The sequence below is a fragment of the Salinimicrobium oceani genome, from assembly GCF_012037645.1.
On sequence record NZ_JAAVJR010000166.1, the window covers coordinates 1 to 666 of the forward strand.

Consider the following 666-nt stretch of genomic DNA (forward strand, 5'->3'; position numbering starts at 1 on the left):
TCGTCGATCTTCAAAAAAAGTATTTCGAAGCCTCACCCTGGAAAGAGCAGATCGTACAGCATCTTGGTGATGCTACAGAAATTATACCCTCTCTAAAAGAGGATTTTGATCTGGTCTTTATTGATGCCGATAAACCCAATTACCCAATCTACTTTCATCAGATCATGCAAAAACTCCGCCCCGGCGGCGTTATCTTATCTGACAATGTTCTTTGGAGTGGCAAAGTGGTGGAGCCTGTGAAAGACGATGATGAATCTACCAAAGCTTTGCTGGAATACAATAGGCTATTGGCGGAAGATGAGCGGCTGGAGACGGTGATGTTGCCCGTTAGAGACGGACTCACGATAAGTAGGCGGAAATAAAGGTTAAGCCGAGGCTTCTGAGAAGAACATCGTGTAAAGCTATTGGCCATTAGCCTTTGGCCGTTGGCTTGTTTTAAGGGAAGTGCATCCTATACGCTTTGAGCCATTAGCCGTTGGCCTTTAGCTTTATTTTATCTGAATTTAAAAATTTAAGTTTTAATTGAATATCTTCTGTCTCTAACCCTTAATTATTAAAAATGAGAAATTTCAGAGAATATGAGGTATGGAAAAGTGGCATATCTTTTACTGCGGGAATATATATTGTTACCAGAGAATTGCCAGACAGTGAGAAATTTGGGCTGGT

1 protein-coding gene is annotated in these 666 nt (G+C 41.1%); it reads left to right on the plus strand.

The window, feature by feature from the left end; translation table 11 throughout:
• A partial coding sequence (locus HC175_RS16050) for an O-methyltransferase (protein ID WP_209310024.1) occupies positions 1 to 362 on the plus strand: 362 nt, incomplete at its 5' end.
• Between the last annotated feature and the right edge of the window lie 304 nt (positions 363 to 666).